At 71.2% G+C, this 15,706-nt stretch carries 14 protein-coding genes and 1 tRNA gene; 3 read left to right on the forward strand and 12 right to left on the reverse strand.

Annotated features, from left to right (window positions below):
• Both IH45_RS0135465 and IH45_RS0135470 read left to right on the forward strand, forming a co-directional pair.
• Nucleotides 1-1,149, forward strand: a 1,149-nt coding sequence (locus tag IH45_RS0135465) for a LacI family DNA-binding transcriptional regulator (RefSeq protein ID WP_030678427.1), incomplete at its 5' end; no start/stop codon positions are given.
• Nucleotides 1,150-1,266: 117 nt separating this feature from the next.
• The gene (locus IH45_RS0135470) at nt 1,267-1,800 is read left to right on the forward strand and encodes a M23 family metallopeptidase (RefSeq protein ID WP_032918887.1); all 534 of its coding nucleotides are present in this window, start codon (nt 1,267-1,269) and stop codon (nt 1,798-1,800) included.
• Nucleotides 1,801-1,909: 109 nt separating this feature from the next.
• Here the strand turns inward: IH45_RS0135470 and IH45_RS0135475 are convergent, their stop codons facing one another.
• From IH45_RS0135475 to galU, 11 genes are all read right to left on the reverse strand, one after another.
• The gene (locus IH45_RS0135475; RefSeq protein WP_030678432.1) at nt 1,910-2,707 is read right to left on the reverse strand and encodes a hypothetical protein; all 798 of its coding nucleotides are present in this window, start codon (nt 2,705-2,707) and stop codon (nt 1,910-1,912) included.
• A 419-nt stretch (nt 2,708-3,126) separates the two neighbouring features.
• A complete protein-coding gene (locus IH45_RS1000000149050; RefSeq protein ID WP_158813374.1) occupies nt 3,127-3,561 on the reverse strand; it encodes a hypothetical protein in 435 nt (144 codons plus the stop codon).
• A 4-nt stretch (nt 3,562-3,565) separates the two neighbouring features.
• The gene (locus IH45_RS0135485; protein ID WP_158813375.1) at nt 3,566-4,819 is read right to left on the reverse strand and encodes an amidase domain-containing protein; all 1,254 of its coding nucleotides are present in this window, start codon (nt 4,817-4,819) and stop codon (nt 3,566-3,568) included.
• A gap of 10 nt (nt 4,820-4,829) precedes the next feature.
• Nucleotides 4,830-5,153: a type VII secretion target gene (locus IH45_RS0135490; RefSeq protein WP_158813377.1), complete on the reverse strand. Its 324-nt coding sequence runs from the start codon at nt 5,151-5,153 to the stop codon at nt 4,830-4,832.
• A gap of 752 nt (nt 5,154-5,905) precedes the next feature.
• Nucleotides 5,906-5,978: transfer RNA gene (locus IH45_RS0135495), tRNA-Ala, on the reverse strand.
• A gap of 75 nt (nt 5,979-6,053) precedes the next feature.
• Nucleotides 6,054-7,313: a divisome protein SepX/GlpR gene (gene sepX / locus IH45_RS0135500; protein WP_030678443.1), complete on the reverse strand. Its 1,260-nt coding sequence runs from the start codon at nt 7,311-7,313 to the stop codon at nt 6,054-6,056.
• Between the two features lie 151 nt (nt 7,314-7,464).
• Nucleotides 7,465-8,088 carry a GNAT family N-acetyltransferase gene (locus IH45_RS0135505; protein WP_078897936.1) on the reverse strand — a complete coding sequence of 208 codons (624 nt, stop codon included), beginning with the start codon at nt 8,086-8,088 and terminating at the stop codon, nt 7,465-7,467.
• The gene (locus IH45_RS0135510; RefSeq protein ID WP_030678448.1) at nt 8,085-8,858 is read right to left on the reverse strand and encodes a MogA/MoaB family molybdenum cofactor biosynthesis protein; all 774 of its coding nucleotides are present in this window, start codon (nt 8,856-8,858) and stop codon (nt 8,085-8,087) included. The genes IH45_RS0135505 and IH45_RS0135510 overlap by 4 nt, the downstream gene beginning before the upstream one ends.
• Nucleotides 8,855-9,337 (reverse strand): cyclic pyranopterin monophosphate synthase MoaC, encoded by a 483-nt coding sequence (gene moaC, locus IH45_RS0135515; RefSeq protein WP_030678450.1) that lies wholly within the window; start codon nt 9,335-9,337, stop codon nt 8,855-8,857. The genes IH45_RS0135510 and moaC overlap by 4 nt, the downstream gene beginning before the upstream one ends.
• Nucleotides 9,338-9,488: 151 nt before the next feature.
• On the reverse strand, nt 9,489-10,805 hold the full coding sequence (gene glp, locus IH45_RS0135520; RefSeq protein ID WP_030678452.1) for a molybdotransferase-like divisome protein Glp: 1,317 nt from the start codon (nt 10,803-10,805) through the stop codon (nt 9,489-9,491).
• A 4-nt stretch (nt 10,806-10,809) separates the two neighbouring features.
• Entirely contained in the window at nt 10,810-11,712 is a 903-nt protein-coding gene (gene galU / locus IH45_RS0135525) for a UTP--glucose-1-phosphate uridylyltransferase GalU (protein WP_030678453.1), read from the reverse strand.
• 80 nt (nt 11,713-11,792) lie between these two features.
• Here galU and IH45_RS0135530 point away from each other — a divergent pair, with 80 nt between their 5' ends.
• The gene (locus IH45_RS0135530) at nt 11,793-12,386 is read left to right on the forward strand and encodes a 5-formyltetrahydrofolate cyclo-ligase (protein WP_030678456.1); all 594 of its coding nucleotides are present in this window, start codon (nt 11,793-11,795) and stop codon (nt 12,384-12,386) included.
• A 153-nt stretch (nt 12,387-12,539) separates the two neighbouring features.
• Here the strand turns inward: IH45_RS0135530 and IH45_RS0135535 are convergent, their stop codons facing one another.
• On the reverse strand, nt 12,540-15,413 hold the full coding sequence (locus tag IH45_RS0135535; protein WP_030678459.1) for a penicillin acylase family protein: 2,874 nt from the start codon (nt 15,411-15,413) through the stop codon (nt 12,540-12,542).
• Between the last annotated feature and the right edge of the window lie 293 nt (nt 15,414-15,706).

Genomic DNA, 15,706 nt, shown 5'->3' on the forward strand with positions numbered 1-15,706 from the left:
CACCTCCCCACCACTCCCCCACGCCGCCGCCCGACCATGAAGGACATCGCCGAACGCGCCGGTGTCTCCCCCTCGGCCGTCTCCTTCGCCCTCAACGGCCGCGACGGCGTCTCCCCCGGCACCCGCGCCCGGATCCGCGAGGTCGCCGAAGAGCTGGGCTGGCAGCCGAACAGCGCCGCCCGCGCCCTGTCCGGCGAACGCTCCGGCTGCGTCGGCCTGGTCCTCGCCCGCCCCGCCCACACCCTCGGCGTCGAGTCCTTCTTTCTCCAGCTGGTCTCGGGCATCCAGGAGGCCCTGGCCGCCCAGCGCGTCGCACTCCTCTTCCAGGTCGTCGAGGACCTGGAGGCCGAGTGCGCGATCTACCGACGCTGGTGGGCCGAACGCCGCGTGGACGGCGTCCTCGTCGTGGACCCCCGGGCCGAAGACCCCCGCCCCGCTCTCCTCGCCTCCCTGGCCCTCCCCGCGGTCGTCATAGGCGACACCAGGACCCCTTCAGCCCCACCTCCAGTCCCAGCCCCCACCAGCTCCCCGCCCGCTTCCTTCTCCGCTTCCCCCGCCCCCACCCTCCCCGCCCTCCCCGACCCCCCACCCCCTCCCACCGCCCCCCTCTCCACCATCTGGGCCGACGACGCGGCCGCGATGCGGTCGATCATCGATCACCTGTACGAACTGGGACACCGCCGCATCGTGCACATCGCCGGGCTGCCCGGCCTCGCGCACACCGAGCGCCGGGTCGCAGCCCTGCGCGCCGAGGCCGCGCGTCTCGGCCTGGACGCCGCCGAGGTCCGCTCCGTATCCACGGACTACTCCGACGAGCAGGGCGCCGAGGCCACCCACCGCCTGCTCGCCGCCCCCCGCCCACCCACCGCGATCGTCTACGACAACGACGTGATGGCCGTGGCAGGCGCCGCCGTGGCCGCCGGCCGCGGCGTGCCCGTACCGGCCGCCCTGTCCATCGTGGCCTGGGACGACTCACCCCTGTGCCGCGTCACCCATCCGCGCCTGACCTCACTCGTACGCGACACCGCCGGCTTCGGCCGCCTGGCCGCCCAGGAACTCCTCTCCCTCCTCGACGGCGCCCCCACCCGCCGCCTCCAAGCCGAACTCCCCCATCTCGAACTCCGCGAAAGCACCGCTCCCGCTCCTTGACCCCGCGTCACCCGAACCCTCCAGTTACCACCCGGTACGGGGAACCTCTCGGCCGTTCGGGCGCCCACCGGGCGTTTCCGGATGCGTCCGCCCGGCGTAGGGCGTGTCCTCACAACTATGAACTGGCTCCGCAGACGACTCCTGCTGTACGGCGTGGTGCCGGCGGCCGTCGGTACCGTCCTCAGCCTGACCGCGACCGAGGCGGTCCCGGCCGTGCCGACGGGTCCGTGGACCCGCCCGATCGCCGCCCATGCCCGCATCAGCTCGCCCTACGGTGTCAGAGGCCACTGGGCCGCCGGCCACCACACCGGGGTCGACTTCGCCGTCCCCACCGGCACCCCGGTCTCCTCCGTCGGCTCGGGCACCGTCGTCCTGGCCAAGCGGTCGGGCGACTACGGCCTCGCCGTCACCATCCACATGACCGACGGCTACTACACCCTCTTCGGACACCTCTCCCGCATCACGGCCCGCGTCGGCCAGCGCGTCCGAGCCGGCACCCGTATCGGCTACAGCGGCGCCACCGGGCGCACCACCGGCCCCCACCTCCACTTCGAGGTCCGCAGAACCCGCCACTACGGCTCCGACATCAACCCCCTCACCTACCTCTCCCGCCGAGGCATCCGCCTCACCAAACGCGCCCTTCCCCACTAGCCGCACCCGCGCCCAGATGCTCGGCCCCGTCACCACCCGACGGGTCCGGGCGATACCGCCCTCCCCCACCCCATGACGCCAGCCACCCGCACCCTTCCTCCCCCTCCCCCTACCCGTGCCCCTCCCTCTCCGGCAGTTCCTCGACCCTCGCCCGGTCGTACCGGCCGAGCCGCCCCGGCACCAGCCCGTTCCGCTCCGCCGCCACCTCGAACTTCCCGGCCGACCACCCGAGCAGCGCCGCGGCCTCCTTGGCCGTGACGCTCCGTTCGATCCACCGCTGCCGCTCGTCCACCACGGCCGCGACCCGCTCCCGGTCGAGCCCGTCGATGCTCTCCAAGCTGAACATGGGATACCCGCGGAACTCGCCCGCCGGCCGGAGCAGCCCCTCCTCGGCCAGCACGCGTACGTCCTCCCGCTCGACCTCCAGCTCCGTACGCTCCGCCAGCCGCTTCGCCGCGTCGATCGATCCGAGCCCGGGGTGATCACCGAGCGTTTCCCTGATCCGCTCCACCTCGCCCCGCAGACCGTCCACCACCCTCCGCGACCAGCGCCTGCCGTCCACGTCCGGCGGCGGGATCATCCCCCGCTGCTCGGCCCGGCCGACCTGCCACCGCTGGAGCTCCAGCTCACTCGCCAGCTGATGCGGCCCGAACGCATCCCCGGTGAGCGCCTGCCGGCGCCCGGCCCGCCCGGCGTCCTGAGCCGTCGGATAGTTCTCGTCCCCCACCACGGAAAGGATCTCCTCGACCCGGTCCGGCAGCGTCTTGGCCACCCCCTCCGACCACCGCTCGTCCCCCACGTCCGGGGGCGGAATCAGCCCCCTGGTCTCGGCACGCCGTACGTGCCGCGGCTCGATCCCCAGCCACTCGGCCAGCTGATGCGGTCCGAACGCCCGTTCCTTGGCCATGTGCCCTCCCGTTGCCACCGCCGTCGGGTACCCGATCACGTACCCATGACGAAGCCCACCGGCCCCGCAAAACCCAACTTTAGGGCTCACGACCAAAACGCAACTGCCCTGTGGATAACCGCCGTTCCGACATCACCGAACACCTCGGTCGGTACTGAAAACCCCAGCACCACCCACCGCGCCTCCGCCACAGACGCCAACTGCCGACCGGCCCTGAGCACATCGCGGACCCTATCGAGGGCCGGTCCCGGCAGGACTCCGCCCTGGCCGCGATCGAATGGTCCCGAGCCGGGCCATGATGGGGCCCACCACGGGGATCGCGCCCGGTCGCCGCCCCATCACAGCCCGGACGGGCACCCGGCCAGGAACTCCGGCGCCCGCGCCTGCTCGCCGCGCGAGGATCCCCGTACGTCGGCCGGTCAGCCTTCGCACATGGGTTTGCCGAGGTTGGCTGCTGTTTCAGCGGCGTCCGCATGTGTCATGACGGTGACGGTCGCCGACAGGGCGATCATCAGGCCGGCGATGACGACGCACATGGTGGAAAGGCCGCTGCGCCAAGGTGCGGTCGGTCCGGATTCCCGGCGTCGTGCACTGCGCAGGAGCACGATGTGCACGGTCACTGCCAGTACGGCGGCGGCCAGAGCGCCGTAGGACAAGGCGAAATGGGTCCATGGCACGGCGATGTAGCGGCAGGCGGCGGACTGGTGGTGGACATGCTGTGTGGACACGACCAGCGTCGCGACGAAACAGGTGACGGCTGCGGCGGTCAGCAGCGGAACGGACAGAATCGCAGTACGCCGGCGCCTCGACAGCTGCTGTGGCCGCTCTTGGGTATCTGAGATGGTTTCAGCCACGGGATCAGTACCAATCCGGGTGCGGGCGGACGATGCGGACCTTCTGCCGCCCTTCGGCCTTTTCCGTGTTGGGGAGGCGGCCGTCGAGGCTGACGTTGCGGTACGGGTCGCTGTGCTGGGTGTACTTGATCTCACCGTCCGGCATGACGCCGGTGACGATGGCGGCGTGGTGGGTGTTGCCCTTCTCGATCTGGTCGTTGTCGCCGGCCTGCTCGTAGTAGATGATGTCGCCGGGACGGACCTGGTCGCGCGGCACTTCCTCACCTCCGTGGTCGAGCATGAAATTCTGCTGGTTCTCGGCTCCGCCCCAGGACTTCGAGTAGTACATCGTCTTGTCCCACCAGTCGTTCCCGATACCGCTTTCGTGGCCCCAGGTGTCGTCGCCACGCGCTCCCGACCAGAAGTCGAGCTTCTTCTGCATGCCTGCGTGATCGAGAGCTTGGGAAACGAAGTTGGTGCAGTTGTTTCCGAAGTCGATCGGATCGTCCTGGTCCCAGTTCTGCAGCGCGTACTCGACCATCTTGACGCGGTCGAACTTCCCGTCCGTACCGCGCATTTCCTGCTTGGCGCTCTCCGGCAACCCCTCCAGCTTCGACAGGGCGACCGGGTCGGCCAGCATCAACTCGTGCCGCTGCTTGTCGCTCAGGCCGTTCCACCACATGCGCTGGGTCATCGGTCCGGCATCCTTGGGTATCTCGGCGCCGAGGATCTCCATCTCCGCCTGCGAGGCCTTGTTCTGCACCTTGAGCGCTTCGTCGGGGTCAGCGATGTCCACTTGTTTCGTCAGCATGGCGAACTTCGCGGCAGCCGTATTGTCGGCCTCGCCGACCTGCTGCAGCACATGATCGCGCAGCGCGACGATGCGCTCACGCGCATGCAGCTTGTCCGGGTCCTCGCCGGGCATCGGCGCTCCCTCGGGCAGGCCGTCCGCGCCGATACGCAGGTCGTAGCGCTGGGCGAGTTCCTGCATCTCGCGCGCCGAGCTCAGCGCGGTCTCCATGCTGTCGGCCACGGCTTCGCAGAGCATCTTGCCGCCGAGCAGGATGTCGTAGGCGGACTCCAGCTGATCGGCCAGCTTCTCGAAGTCCTTCGCGGCCTTCTGCCCCACCTCATCGCTCCAGTGGTCCGCCAGCGGCTTGGTGCCGTTGTCCCGGATGTCCTGGGCGGCACGCAGAGCGTGCTTGGCCAGCGTCTCCCATTCCGCGGCGGACTTGTGCCACTTTTCGGGCCGGGCGTTGATCACAGCCCCGTAGTTCACCACCGGCCGCTCACGCCTTTCCCAGGTCGTTCAGGCCGTGCCGCAGCCGCGAAGCCGCTTCCTCATCCTGCGCGTCGTAGCTGCCGGCGCTTTCCTGCAGGCGCTCGCCCAGCTCCCCCATCTTCTTCGCCAGGCCCACCATGTGCTCCTCCCACGTCAGTGCGCAGGAGTAGAGGTGCTGGGCGCACTCCCAGCCCCAGACGGAATCCGCCGCCCCCGTCGCCTGGCTTTCCTCCAGGGAATTGTTCAGCTTGCGAGCCACCTCCCGGGCCAGCGCGGACATATCACTGCCCGTTGCCCGCACAGCATGACTGTTGATTCTGATGTCGCCCAAGACCCCGTCCCCGCCGCTCCGCTGTCCGGCTCATCGTAAAACGGCTCCGCGCGGTCGAACCGGCTGGTCAGCGGTGGCGACAGCGCACGCCGACAGCCAGGCGGCCCAGATGACACAGAGTGCTGGGCACGGGGTGCATGGGCTACCCGCCTAGGGGGGCCGAGTCGGCCGGCCGGCACAAGCACCATTCAGCTCCGCCTCGTCCGTCGGCGCGCAGATCCTTGCCCGAGCTGCGGGCTCGGACTCGGACTCGGACTCGGAACCTGTCCTCACCTCGGAAAGTCGGCATCGTGTCGTGTGCCTCGGTGCCAGGTCAGGCTTTGCCGGGCCGCCTCCGCGGTCGCGCTCCCCACACCGTGCGACTCACGGCGGCGCTGCACGTCGCCGCCTGGGAAGACAACGTTCCCGAACACTCGTGGCGGAGCGAGCTGCTGCAGAAGATCAGCGACAGCCTGATTCTGTTCACCGTCCACCTCGCTACCAAGCCCCTCGTCCCCATCGCAGCGGCCGGGCACCTGCGGCCCCGCCCCCGACGCCTGTCACCCCCGGTCAGCAGGCACCGAAGCATGCTCTCCGAGCCCCGGACCACCCCAGAACCACTGCCACAGCTCAGTGAGAACCCATTCCGCGCGCCATCCACGTTCGGACACGGCCTCGAAACAACGCGCCACAACGCAGAAATCCCGCCCGATCAATGGATCGGACGGGATCTCATGAACTACTCCTGAGCTAACTCAAGAACAGTCCGTCGGTGGACCTGAGGGGATTCGAACCCCTGACCCCCTCGTTGCGAACGAGGTGCGCTACCAGCTGCGCCACAGGCCCTTGCGACGAGTCAAACTCTAGCATCCCTGTCCGGGTGCTCAAAAATCGCTTCCCCTGCTGGTCAGGTGTGGGGGGTCACTCGTTTGCCGCGCGGGGGCGGTCGTTGTCGGCGTACTGGTCGAACAGGGGGGTGCGGCCGCGGGTGCGGCGGGACGTCGCGGGGCGGTGGCGTGGGTCGACGGCCGGGGGGTGCGGGGTTTCGGTGGCGGGGCCGGAGCGGGCGGAGCTCCAGGCGTCGTCGGCGTCCAGGTCGACGTGGCTGGTCGCGCGGGGGGCCACCGGGGCCGTGACGTACGTCGGGAGGGGGACCGGGACCGGGTCCCAGCCGCCGGGCTCGGTGCGGTCGCGTTCGCGCTGCTGGTCGACCCACTCGGCGTGGTCGGTCTCCTCCACCAGGGCGCGCCGGCCGGCCGTGGAGGCCGGTTCGGGCCGGGCGGCGGGTGCGGCGGGGTGCGCCGGGTCGGGGAGCGGTGCGGCGGCGTCCTCAGCGGGGGGTTCGTCGGCGGCGGGCTGCTGGGACGCCTGCGGAGGGCGTGGCCTGCCCTCCCGCAGCCGTTGGGCCGCCGCCTCCGCCTGGCGCTGGTCCATGGTGAAGGTGAAGCGGCGGCGTTCCTGGGCGCGGAGGTAGACGATGTACGCGCTGAGGAGTATGGCCGGAATGGCCGGTGCCCAGAGGAAGGCGAGGCCGCCGACGGCGGCGACGATCGTGCCGACGGTGAACGCGAGGAAGAGCACCGTGGTGGTGCGCCGTCGGCGGGCCAGGACCTTGGCGCGCTTCATGCGCTCGGCGGTGTAGGGGCGCCGGGAGCCGGGCTTCTTGCCGGAGCGTGGCGCGGCGCCACCCGCGGCGCCACCCGCGACGCCAGAGCCCCCCGCGGAAGCGGCGCCACCCGAGGGAACAGCGCCACCTGCGGAAGCGGCCCCGGCGGCAGACGGCGTACCGCCGGACGAGAACACGGCACCGGACGACGAGCTGCTGACCGCGGCCCCGGAGCCGGACGGCGCACCGCCGGGCGCGGCCGCCGGCTGGCGCTGAGCGGCGGGCGGCGCTGCCTCGTCCGCGGGCGCGTCGAAGTCCCGGACGTCGGCCGTCTCGGCCGCCGCGTCCGGGTCCCGCGCGTCGCTCGCATCGTCGGTGCGGCCGCCCTGCGCCGCCAGCCCCTTGGCGTAACGGCGTTCCATGGCCGCGCGCCCGGACAGGAGCCGGATGGCGGTACTGAAGCGTTCCGTCGGCCGGGCTTCATTGAGCTCGTCCTGCCTACGGAGCCACATCGGCACCAAGTAGGCGGCCCAGGCCCCGACGATGACTGCGTAGATGAGGCCGCTGCTGCTCACGCCTCACACGGTAGAGGGGTTTGCGGGGGGCCATCCGCCAATTGGGCCGGTGTGTCGCACGATCTGGCTGATATCTCGAACTTTTTTTGTGATTGTTGAGATCAGCCGTATGCGGTTGTGAGCAATTGGTGAAATAATTCGAACACGTATTTTATTTGTGGGGTGTACTCGGCTTCTCCCGGCGCCAGCGGTTGAGCAGGCCTTCCGGCACCTCCTCCGCGGTCAGCGCGAATACGAGGTGGTCGCGCCAGGCGCCGTCGATGTGCAGATAGCGCGGGCGCAGTCCCTCTTCCCGGAAGCCGAGTTTCTCCACGACCCGCCGGCTGGGCAGGTTCTCCGGGCGAATGCAGACCTCGATGCGGTGCAGCCCCACCGAACGGAAGCAGTGGTCGACGGCGAGCGCCACCGCGGTCGGTATGACGCCCCGGCCGGCCACCGCCTCGTCGACCCAATAGCCGACGTGTCCGGAACACATCGAGCCCCAGGTGATTCCGGCCACCGTCAGCTGCCCGGCCAGCCGCCCCCGGTGCTCCACGACGAACGGCAGCATCCGCCCCGCGTGCGCCTCGGCGCGCAGGTGGCGGACCATCTGGCGGTACGTGGGCCGGTGCGGCGCGGGGATGCCGGGCGGGGGCGGCGGGATGGTCGCTTCCCAGGGGCGCAGCCAGTCGCGGTTACGGCGGTTGACCTCGCGCCAGGCCCGTTGGTCGCGCAGCTTTATGGGGCGGAGGGCGGTGTCGCCGTCCGCCAGTACGACCGGCCAGGGGGCGTTCAGTGTGCGCTCCCGGTCGGTCCCGGCCGCCCCGGCCGCGGGGGTGTCTGCGCCGTCGCGCCGGTGTCGGGGCGGGGGTGGTCGCCGCCGCGCAGCTGGTCCACGGCGTGCGGGAGGAGGTCGGCGAGTACGGCCAGGCCGTCGCGTACGCCGCCGGTGGAGCCGGGCAGGTTGACGATCAGCGTACGGCCGGCGACACCGGCCAGGCCGCGGGAGAGCGCGGCGGTGGGCACCTTCGCGCGGCCCGCGGCGCGGATCGCCTCGGGGATGCCGGGGACTTCGTGGTCGATGACGCGGCGGGTGGCGTCGGGGGTGCGGTCGGTGGGCGAGATGCCCGTACCGCCGGTGGTCAGGACCACGTCGTACGCGGCGGTGACGGCGGCGCGCAGGGCGGCCTCGACGGGGTCGCCGTCCGGCACCACCTGCGGCCCGTCGACCGCGAAGCCCAGCGCGGCCAGCCCCTCGGCGAGCACCGGCCCGCCCTTGTCCGCGTACACACCGGCGGCCGCCCGGTTCGACGCGGTGATGACGAGGGCGCGGGGCGGGCCGGTGGGGACAACCGTTACGTCCGTGCCTGTCGCGTCTGCATCTGTTACGTCGTTGCCTGTGACGGGTGCATCGGGTGCACCGGCTGCGTCGGGTGCCGTCCCCGGGCCCGGGTTCGCCGTCGTCCGCCGCGCGTCGTCGTCCGCGGCACCCGGTCCCGGGTTGGCGGTGGTGTTGCGTACGCCGTCCCGGGCGCCCCGCTCCGGCTCCCGGCCCGCGGCGGTCACGACCGGCTCCAGTTGCCCGACTTGCCGCCCGTCTTCTCCTCGACGCGTACGTCCGTGACGACGGCGCCCTTGTCGACGGCCTTGACCATGTCGATCACGGTGAGGGCGGCGACCGAGACGGCGGTCAGGGCCTCCATCTCGACGCCCGTGCGGTCCGTGGTGCGGACCGTGGCCCGGATCTCCACCGCGTCGTCGGCCACGTGCAGGTCCACCTCGACACCGGACACCGCCAGCGGATGGCACAGCGGGATCAGGTCGGGGGTGCGCTTGGCACCCATGATGCCCGCGATGCGGGCGGTGGCGAGCACATCGCCCTTCGGGAGGCCCGCGCCGCGCAGCAGCTCGATCACGCGCGGCGCGACCAGTACGCGGCCACTGGCGCGGGCCGTGCGCGCGGTGATGTCCTTCCCGGACACGTCGACCATGCGGGCCGCGCCCGTCGCGTCGAGGTGGGTGAGATCTTGCTGGCCGCTGCTCATCGTTCTCCCGGTCCGGACCGTGCCGCCTGTGCGACGACACCGTACCCGCAGGCGTCGGGCGTCACCCGGCTACCCGGCTACCCGGCTACCCGGCGAGGACGGCGCACCCGCCACCTCACCCGTCCCCGTCCCCCTTCGCTTCTCCGGCCCCTCACCCCAGCAACACCACCTCCACCTCCGCCCCCGCCGCGACCTCCGTCGTCTCCTCCGGGAGCACGATCAGCGCGTTGGCCTGGGCCAGCGCCTTGATCAGGTGGGAGCCGGAGCCGCCGACGGGCGTGACGGTGCCGGTGTCGGCGTCGTGGCGGCCGCGGAGGAACTGCCGCCTGCCCCGGGGCGAGTCGGCGATGGCGGTGTCGCACGTGGCCCGGGAGGTGTGGCGGTGTACGTCGGGCAGGCCCATGAGCGTACGGATGGCGGGGCGGACGAACAGTTCGAAGGAGACGTACGAGCTGACCGGGTTGCCGGGCAGGGCCAGCAGCGGGGTGCGGTCGGGGCCGATGAGGCCAAAACCCTGCGGCTTGCCGGGCTGCATGGCCAGCTTGCGGAACTCCACGACGCCCTCCTCGGCGGAGAGGTCGGCGAGGGTCTCCTTGACCACGTCGTACGCGCCGACGCTCACGCCGCCGCTGGTGACGAGGATGTCGGCGCGGATGAGCTGGTCCTCCAGGGTGGCGCGCAGCGTCTCGGCGTCGTCGGCCACGGCGCCGACCCGGTAGGCGATGGCGCCGGCCGCGCGGGCGGCGGCGGTGAGCTGGAAGCTGTTGGAGTCGTGGATCTGGCCGGGTGCCAGGGCTTCACCGGGCTGGACCAGCTCGCTGCCGGTGGACAGGACCACGACCCGCGGGCGCGGCCGCACCCGGACGGTGGCACGGCCGATGGCGGCCAGCAGGCCGATCTGGGCGGGGCCGAGGAGGGTGCCGGCCGACAGGGCCAGCTCACCGGCCTGGACGTCGCTGCCCTGGGCGCGGACGTGCTGCCGCCCGGTGACCGGACGGTGGACCCGGACCTCGCCGCCGGCGGCCTCCGGCGCGGCGCTGTGCGCGCTCATCGCCTCGGCGGGGCCGCGGCCCGTACCGCCGTCGGTCCACTCCACGGGGACGACGGCCTCGGCGCCGGGCGGCAGCGGCGCGCCGGTCATGATGCGGGCGGCCTCGCCGGGGCCGACGGCCGGCAGCTCGGCGCTGCCCGCCGCCACGTCGCCGATCACGGTCAGCGCGGCGGGGAAGTCGGCGGTGGCGCCCGCGACGTCGGCGACGCGGACCGCGTAACCGTCCATGGAGCTGTTGTCGAACGGCGGCAGGGCGGCGGGGACGGTGACGTCCTCCACCAGGACGCAGCCCTGCGCGTCGAGCAGGTGCAGGTCGATCGGCTCCAGCGGGTGGATCTTGGACAGTACGTCGTCGAGGTGGTCGGCCACCGACCAGACGCGTTCCTGGTGGGTGGTCCGGTCGGTGGTGGCGCTCACGGTGTCACATCTCCTCGCTGACGAAGCTGCGCAGCCAGGCCCGGAACTCCGGGCCCAGGTCCTCACGTTCGCATGCCAGTCTGACAATGGCGCGGAGGTAGTCGCCACGGTCGCCGGTGTCATAGCGGCGCCCCTTGAAGACCACGCCGTGCACGGGGCCGCCCAGGTCCGGGTCGGCGGCGAGCGCCTGGAGGGCGTCGGTCAGCTGGATCTCGCCGCCGCGGCCCGGCTCGGTGGTGCGCAGCACCTCGAAGACGGCCGGGTCGAGGACGTACCGGCCGATGATGGCGAGGTTGCTGGGCGCGTCGGCCGGATCGGGCTTTTCGACCAGGTCGGAGACGAGCACGACATCGTCGTCGCCGTCGGGGACGGCGGCCGCGCATCCGTAGAGGCCGATCTGCGCGGGATCGACCTCCATGAGGGCGATGACGGAGCCGCCGTGCTGTTCCCGCACCTCGATCATGCGCTGGAGCAGCGGGTCGCGCGGGTCGATCAGGTCGTCGCCGAGCAGTACCGCGAAGGGCTGGTCGCCGACGTGCGGGGCGGCGCACAGTACGGCGTGGCCCAGGCCCTTGGGGTCGCCCTGGCGGACGTAGTGCATGGTCGCCAGGTCGCTGGACTCCTGGACGCGGGCGAGCCGGGACTCGTCGCCCTTGCGGTCCAGCGCCTCTTCGAGCTCGTAGTTGCGGTCGAAGTGGTCCTCAAGGGGACGCTTGTTGCGTCCGGTGACCATCAGGACGTCGGAGAGCCCGGCGGTGGCAGCCTCCTCCACGACGTACTGGATGGCGGGTTTGTCGACGACCGGCAGCATCTCCTTGGGCGTGGCCTTGGTCGCCGGGAGGAAGCGGGTCCCGAGACCGGCCGCCGGAATGACAGCCTTGGTGATCCGAGTACGCGATGGAGTCATGCGGATCACGATAACCGGCACTTTGCGCCGGAAGATGGGGTCCTGGGAACGGGTCACAGGAGCGGGAGCGGCGGCGCATCATGAGCGGTTACGACGGTACGAAGTACGGGTTGCGGCGCGCCCTCCTGGACGTGAGGGCGCAGTTGCCGCCGGATGAAGTCCGGGCGACGGGGGCGGTGCTGGCGCGCCGGGCGCTGGGACTGCCGGAGTTGGCGGCGGCGCGCACGGTCGCCGCGTATGTGTCGGTGGGGCGCGAGCCGTCCACGCGCGCGCTGTTGGACCAGCTGCGCGCCGCCGGGGTGCGGGTCCTGCTGCCCGTACTGCTGCCGGACAACGATCTGAGCTGGGCCCCGTACGAGGGCGCCGACGGCCTCGTACGGGCCGGGCGCGGCCTGCTGGAGCCGGCGGGGCCCCGGCTGGGCCCGCAGGCCGTCACCGAGGCCGACGCGGTGCTGCTGCCGGGCCTGGCGGTGGACCGGCGCGGGCTGCGGCTGGGCCGTGGCGGCGGTTCGTACGACCGGGTGCTGGAGCGCCTGGAGAAGGCGGACGCGTGGCCCGCGCGGGTGGTGCTGCTGTACGACGCGGAGGTGCTGCCGGAGGTGCCGGCGGAGGTACACGACCGGCCGGTGGATGTGGCGGTGACGCCGGGGGGTGTGCATCGGTTCGAGAGGTAGAAGGCGGTTCGGGCGGGTTCAGGCAATACGGGAACGCACGCACCCGCCCACCGCACACCACCCCCGTAAACGCCACCGGGCGGGCCCGAAGATCTTCGAGCCCGCCCGGCCTACGAGGTCAGTGCCCCGCCACGGATTCCGTGCCGCGTTCCGTCACGGCGACAGCGTCAGCGTGTCCTGGGCCGCTGCCTTGACCGCCTTCGGGGAGAAGGCCCACGGCAGCAGTTCGCCCTTGGCCCACTTGTCCGTCTGGTCGTAGTAGTGCGCGTTGTACGCGTGGCCGGAGGCGCCCGTCAGGTTGATCCAGCGCGACTTGTCCAAGTCGGCCAGGTTGACGACCATCCGCATCGACGGGACCCAGGTGACCCCGTAGCCGCCGGCCGCGTTCCAGCCGGTGGCGTCCACGGCCGCCTCGCCGCCGCCCATGTTCCAGGGGCCGCGGTTGAACAGGCCCTGGAGCAGGCCCGGGCCGCTGGTGCCCAGGGTCTGGTTCTTCAGGGTCATCTGGTGGAGGCGGCCCCAGCTCCAGTTGTCGATGTTCTTGCCGAGCTTGCTGGTCAGCTCGTAGCGCGCGTCCTTCATGGCGTGCCCGAGGAGCTGGTCGCGGTTGGCGTCGAGGACGCGGCCGGGGCGGGACTCGGTCTTCCACCAGTCGTTCTTCGGGTCCTCCAGGATGGACCGCACGACCTCGAACCAGCGGTCGCCGCCGTCCGGCTGCGCCTGGTCGGGGGCCCGCTCGCCGCACTCGCGCACCGCGTCGTCCTGGTCGTCGACCGGGCCGGTGTCGTTGGCGGCGCGGACGTTGAGGCACTGGCCCTCGACGCGCAGCTCCTTGGGCATCTTGTTGCCGAAGGCCAGCTTGAGGGTGTTGCGCCAGACCGCGTTGAAGTACGCGGCGGCGGCCGAATCGGGCTCCTGGGTGTAGTCCCAGCCCTCCAGCAGCTTCTGCGCCTCGCGGACGTACGGGTCCTTGACGTCGATCTTCAGCAGGTAGGGCGTCAGCAGCTTGGCGATCTCGCTGCTGTTGTCCATCTGCATGGTCTGCATGTCGTCGGTGGAGACCTTGCCGCCGTCCTTGATCTTCGACTGGATGAGGTCGTTGATCCGCTGGCTGCGGGCGCCGTAGCCCCAGTCCTTGGTCAGCAGGTACGGGTACTTGTCCGGGTCGATGACGGCCTGGTTGGCGGTGACGATGTAGCCGCGCGCCGGGTTGTACTCGTTGGGCAGCGCCGACTGGGGCACGTCACCGGTCCAGCGGGCCTTCGGGTCCCAGCCGGGGGCGGGCATCGAGCCGTCGAAGCCCTTGCCGCGCACCGGGATCCGCCCCGGCGCCTGGTAGCCGATGTTGCCCTTGGTGTCGGCGTAGATCAGGTTCTGCGACGGCACCTCGAAGTGCGCGGCGGCCTTGCGGAAGTCCGTCCAGTTCTTGGCCCGGTTCAGCTCGAAGACCGCGTCCATGGAGCGGCCCGGATCCAGGGCGGTCCAGCGCAGCGAGATGCCGTAGCCGTCGCCGCGGTCCGGCGCCGCGTTGCCGACCGGGGCCTGCTTGCCGACCCGGGTCATCTCGTCGTCGCGGTCGGAGATCAGCGGGCCGTTGTCGGTGGAGCGGACCGTGATCTCCCGGCTCGCGCCGCCGGCGACCTTGATGGTCTCCTTGCGGGTCTTGAAGGGCTCCATCTTGTCCTTGACCAGGTACCCGTTGGCGTTGATCTTCTCCAGGTACAGGTCGGTGACGTCGGCGCCGAGGTTGGTCATGCCCCAGGAGATGTCCTGGTTGTGACCGATGACCACGCCGGGCATGCCGGAGAAGGTGTAGCCGGCCACGTCGTAGTTGCACTTGGCGCTGGTCGTGCGGCAGTGCAGGCCCATCTGGTACCAGAGCGACGGCATCTGGGGGGCCAGGTGCGGGTCGTTGGCCAGCAGCGGCTTGCCGGTGGTGGTGTGCGCTCCGGAGACGACCCAGGAGTTGGAGCCGATGCCGTTGCCGTTGGGGCCGAGCAGCGCCGGGATCTTGTCCAGGGACTTGGACACGGAGGAGAGCTGGGACTTCAGGCCCTGGGTGGCGTTGGAGGCGGAGTTGGTTCCGGTGCCGGTGTTCGCGCCCGTACCCGTACCGGCGGTGCTTCCCGAGCCCGAGCCCGTGCCGGTACCGGCACCGGTGCCCGTGCCGTTCCCCGTACCGGCGCCCGTGTTCGCGCCGGAGCCGTTCTGCGACTGCGTGTTGCCGCTCGGCGTGGCCTTGGCGTCGAACTCCTTGGTGGCCTGGTTGACCGCGCCGCCCTCGACGATCGGCTTGTTCCGCTTGGCCGGGTACTTCGGGTAGAGCTGGTCGATCTGGGCCTGGCTGAAGCGGCTGGTGAGCAGGGCGCGGTCGATCTCCTCCTGCATGTTGCCGCGCAGGTCCCAGGCCATCGCCTTGAGCCAGGCCACCGAGTCGACCGGGGTCCACTTCCCGGGCTTGTAGTCGTTCTGGAAGCCGAGCGCCGCGTACTCCAGGGAGAGCGCCGAGCCCTCGTGGTCCTTGAGGTAGGCGTTGACGCCGTCGGCGTACGCCTGGAGGTACTTCTTCGTCTGCGGCGAGAGCTTGGTGTCGAACTCCCGCTGCGCGACGTCGTGCCAGCCGAGCGTCCGCAGGAAGGCGTCGGTGTCGACCTGGCTCTGGCCGAACATCTCGGAGAGGCGGCCGGCCGTCATGTGGCGGCGCACGTCCATCTCCCAGAAGCGGTCCTGGGCCTGTACGAAGCCCTGGGCGCGGAAGAGGTCCTCGTCGCTGTCGGCGTAGATCTGCGGGATCCCGTTGGCGTCGCGCGAGACATCGACGGGGGCGCTCAGACCGGCCAGCTTCAGTGAACCGGTGGTCTGCGGGTACGAGGCGCGGACGGTACTGACGCCCCAGTACGCGCCGTAGCCGATGCCCGCCACGAGCAGAAGCACGACCGTGATCGCGACGAGGCGGCCGCGCCGCCCCTTCTTCTTCGGCTTCTTCGCAGCCTTGTCAGGGGCGGGGGCGGACTTGTTGGCGGGCATCTCTGTCCTTCGAGGGGCAGGGTGGGAGTGCTGGAGCAACCATAGGCGCACGGGTCCGCCGAGCCCTACGCGGTGTAGCCGCCGACACCTCCAAGGTTCAAGCAATGGTAAATTGTTAGTCTCAGTAACTAGATACAGTAAGGAAAGCCCGACCACTCCACCCTGTGCCCGCCCCGTGCCCGATCCCCGCGCCCGATCCCCGTGCCCGATCCGGCCCGCCACGAGGAAGGACCAGCTCCTGACTGTCGACCACCTCAACGAACTCCTGCTGATCTGCGCCCTCGTCCTGCTCG

The sequence above is a fragment of the Streptomyces rimosus subsp. rimosus genome (genome assembly GCF_000720725.1).
GTDB classification, from domain to species: domain Bacteria; phylum Actinomycetota; class Actinomycetes; order Streptomycetales; family Streptomycetaceae; genus Streptomyces; species Streptomyces rimosus_A.

Bases quoted from the DNA above. Each gene is read 5' to 3' on its own strand.
- IH45_RS0135535 (WP_030678459.1), bottom strand. From the start codon at position 15,413: ATGCCCGCCAACAAGTCCGCCCCCGCCCCTGACAAGGCTGCGAAGAAG.
- IH45_RS0135470 (WP_032918887.1), top strand. From the start codon at position 1,267: ATGAACTGGCTCCGCAGACGACTCCTGCTGTACGGCGTGGTGCCGGCG.
- galU (WP_030678453.1), bottom strand. From the start codon at position 11,712: ATGACTCCATCGCGTACTCGGATCACCAAGGCTGTCATTCCGGCGGCC.
- moaC (WP_030678450.1), bottom strand. From the start codon at position 9,337: ATGAGCAGCGGCCAGCAAGATCTCACCCACCTCGACGCGACGGGCGCG.
- IH45_RS0135475 (WP_030678432.1), bottom strand. From the start codon at position 2,707: ATGGCCAAGGAACGGGCGTTCGGACCGCATCAGCTGGCCGAGTGGCTG.
- IH45_RS0135530 (WP_030678456.1), top strand. From the start codon at position 11,793: ATGAGCGGTTACGACGGTACGAAGTACGGGTTGCGGCGCGCCCTCCTG.